The organism is Streptomyces bohaiensis (assembly GCF_012033785.1).
In the GTDB taxonomy this organism is placed as follows: domain Bacteria; phylum Actinomycetota; class Actinomycetes; order Streptomycetales; family Streptomycetaceae; genus Streptomyces; species Streptomyces bohaiensis.
The window spans coordinates 1-2,948 of record NZ_JAAVJC010000414.1; the positions used below are offsets into that span (position 1 = coordinate 1).

The 2,948-nt window shown below is 75.4% G+C and carries 3 protein-coding genes; all 3 read left to right on the forward strand.

All coding sequences use genetic code 11. The features are described from left to right. Positions 1 to 50 precede the first annotated feature (50 nt). The 3 genes from HCN52_RS23390 to lgt all read left to right on the forward strand — a co-directional run bounded on the left by HCN52_RS23390 (position 51) and on the right by lgt (position 2,902). Positions 51 to 1,310, forward strand: a complete 1,260-nt coding sequence (locus HCN52_RS23390) for a DUF1266 domain-containing protein (RefSeq protein WP_168090422.1) — start codon at positions 51 to 53, stop codon at positions 1,308 to 1,310. 158 nt (positions 1,311 to 1,468) lie between these two features. Continuing rightward, positions 1,469 to 1,756, forward strand: coding sequence for a putative quinol monooxygenase (locus HCN52_RS23395; protein ID WP_168090423.1), 288 nt, complete (start codon positions 1,469 to 1,471; stop codon positions 1,754 to 1,756). A 123-nt stretch (positions 1,757 to 1,879) separates the two neighbouring features. Next, complete coding sequence (gene lgt, locus HCN52_RS23400) at positions 1,880 to 2,902, forward strand: prolipoprotein diacylglyceryl transferase (protein ID WP_168090424.1); 1,023 nt, start codon at positions 1,880 to 1,882, stop codon at positions 2,900 to 2,902. Positions 2,903 to 2,948 lie beyond the last annotated feature (46 nt).

The window sequence follows — 2,948 nt, forward strand, 5'->3', positions numbered from 1 at the left end:
CCCCGACCCGCGCCGGGGCGCGAGCGCCCCGGCCGGTAGAGTCGCGCGGCATGGACAACGGGATATCCGAGGGGCCGGCGGGAGGCCCGGGCGCCGAGCAGCCCGAGGGCCCCTTCCGCCCGCCGACCGAGGTCGAGCACCAGCTGTACGAGGCGGGGGAGACCGGGGACTGGACCGCCTTCTTCGCCACGCTCGCCGCGACCGACCTGTTCGTGCCGGCCCGGCGCGACGCGGTGGACGCCGACCCCGGACGGGTGGGGCTCTCCCCGTTCCGCGACCCCGACATGGACGGCCTCTGCCAGGCGGTCTACACGCGGGGGCTGCTGCCCGAACCGGTCCCCGGCCAGGTCCACGAGCGCACCGAGCTGGCCTGGTTGGCGCGGATATGGCCCTCCTCGCTGCGCTGGCTCGCCGTCAACCCCGGCACCCCCGCGGAGACGTTCGTCCCCGCCAACCCCAAGGCGTGGCGGAAGTACGCGCGCCGGGCCGGGCAGGAACCCCGGATGAAGACGGTGTGGACCGGCCCCCTCCACGACGCGCTGGCGCACGGCATGGCCTGTGGCGCGCTGCTGCTGGTCAACAACGGGCACCCCTGGAACCACCTCGGCTGGCAGGGGCAGGGCTACTCCGAGGAGCAGGAGTCGCTGCGCCGGTGGTGGGACATCACCTCCCGCGACCAGCTGCTGTACGCCCTGGAGGGGTTGGCCGCCGGGGACTACTCGCCCTCGGACTGGGAGTTCGCGCTGCGCGTCCGCGAGGCCCTGGTCGAGGAGTACGGCAGCCTCCCCGACGGCGACACCTGGCGGGACGCCGCCGAACGGGTCCTGCTGGCCCGCACCGCGGAGCTGGTGGAGAGCACCGGCCGGCCCCCCGGGTTCGACCTGCACGCCGACATCGAGTCCACCCGCGAGCTGATCGGCCGCATCCTGCGGTACGAGGCGCGGTTCCGTGCCGACGGTCTCCTCGTCGGTGAGGACGTGGTGCGCTCGGTGCTGGCGTGGGACTTCGGCCGGGCGTCCGCGATGGCCCGCTGGGGGCTGGGCGCGCGGTACTGCGAACCCGAGGAGACGCGCCGGGCGCTGCTGACCACGGGGGCCAACGCCCGGGAGGTGTACCGGGGCTGGGGCGAGTACGCCGCCGGGTACATCCTGGGGCGCTGCCTCCACTTCGACGACGAGGCCTTCGGCAGCTGGTACACCGACATGGTCGCCGTCCACCGCATCCTCACCAGCGACGTGGAGAGCCCCTGGCTGAGCGTGCCGTGGCACCACCCGCCGGAGGCGGCCTCCGGCGCGGACGGCGCGCGCTGAACCCGACCGGCCCCGGCCGCCCACGCCGCGCGCCGCCGGGCGCGGGACCGCCCGCCGCCCGGTCGGCGGGTCCCGCAGCCGACCGGCTCCGGTCGTGTCAGGGTGGCAGCGCCCCGTCCGGCCGGGCAGCGCGTCCGGCACACCCCGTGGAGGACTCGATGGTCATCGTCGCCGGTCACATCGTCGTGGAGCCCGGACGCCGGGACGCCTACCTGGCGGAGTGCGTTCCGCTGGTGATCGAGGCCCGCCGCTCCCCGGGTTGCCTCGACTTCGCGCTGTCGCCCGACATCGCCGACTCGGGCCGGATCAACGTCCACGAGCGGTGGACCTCCCGGGAGGCGGTGGAGGCGTTCCGAGTCGGAGGGCCGACGCCGGCACAGAACGAGGCCATGCTCTCGGCGCGGGTCGCCGAGTACGAGGTGGGCGCCGAGCGCGACCTCACCTGACCGCCCGACCCGCGGCCGGACCGCGCCCACGGCCGGTGCCCGCCACCCGGCGCCGCCGCCGCGCCAGCACGGCGCCGGGCCACTGCCGCCGGAGCGGGACGAAGGGGTAGCCTCGGGGTCACCATGGAGATCCTTGCCGCCATCCCCAGCCCCGGTATCAGCGAGGTCCCGATCGTCGGGGGCTTCGCGCTACGCGGGTACGCCGTGTGCATCATCATCGGCCTGTTCCTCGCCATCTGGCTGACCGGGAAACGCTGGGCCGCGCGCGGCGGCGTCGCCCAGACGGTCGGCGACATCGCCATCTGGGCGGTGCCCTTCGGGTTGGTCGGTGCCCGTGTCTACCACGTGGTCACCGACCATCAGCTGTACTTCGGGGAGGGCCGCAACCCCGTCGACGCGCTCTGGATCCAGGACGGCGGCATCGGGATCTGGGGGGCGATCGCCGGTGGTGCGCTCGGCGCCTGGATCGCCTGCCGCCGCCGCGGCATCGCGTTCCCGGCGTTCGCCGACGCCGCCGCGCCCGGCATCGTGCTCGCGCAGGCGGTCGGCCGCTGGGGCAACTGGTTCAACCAGGAGCTGTACGGGCGGCCCACCGACCTGCCCTGGGCCCTGGAGATCGACAACGGCCGCGACCTGGGGACCTTCCACCCCACGTTCCTCTACGAGTCGCTGTGGTGCGTCGGCGTCGCGGTGCTGGTCATCTGGGCGGACCGCCGGTTCCGGCTCGGCCACGGCCGGGCGTTCGCGCTGTACGTCGCCGGGTACACCGCCGGCCGCTTCTGGATCGAGTACCTGCGCATCGACGAGGCCAACACCGTTCTCGGCCTGCGGCTGAACAACTGGACGGCGCTGCTGGTCTTCCTGGCGGCGGTCACCTTCCTGGTGGTCTCCGCGCGCCGTCGGCCCGGCCGGGAGACCGTCGTGGAGCCCGGCGCCGGGGAGGACGCCCAGGACGCCCCCGAGGGCGACACCGCGGCTGCCGGGGCCGCCGAGGGCACCGAGGAGGGCGGCCGCCGCGCCGACCGGCCCGTGACGGCCGAAGAGCCCGAGGCGGAGCGGGAGGCAGCCGGGAGCCCGACCGCCGGTGCGGAGCGCGCCGGCGGCGAGGGGACGGCCGGATCCACGGGCGGCGACGAGCGCCGCTGACCGACCCACGAGGACCTCGTACGCCGCCCGGACCGCGCCCGCGGTC

Bases quoted from the DNA above. Each gene is read 5' to 3' on its own strand.
- lgt (WP_168090424.1), top strand. From the start codon at position 1,880: ATGGAGATCCTTGCCGCCATCCCCAGCCCCGGTATCAGCGAGGTCCCG.
- HCN52_RS23395 (WP_168090423.1), top strand. From the start codon at position 1,469: ATGGTCATCGTCGCCGGTCACATCGTCGTGGAGCCCGGACGCCGGGAC.
- HCN52_RS23390 (WP_168090422.1), top strand. From the start codon at position 51: ATGGACAACGGGATATCCGAGGGGCCGGCGGGAGGCCCGGGCGCCGAG.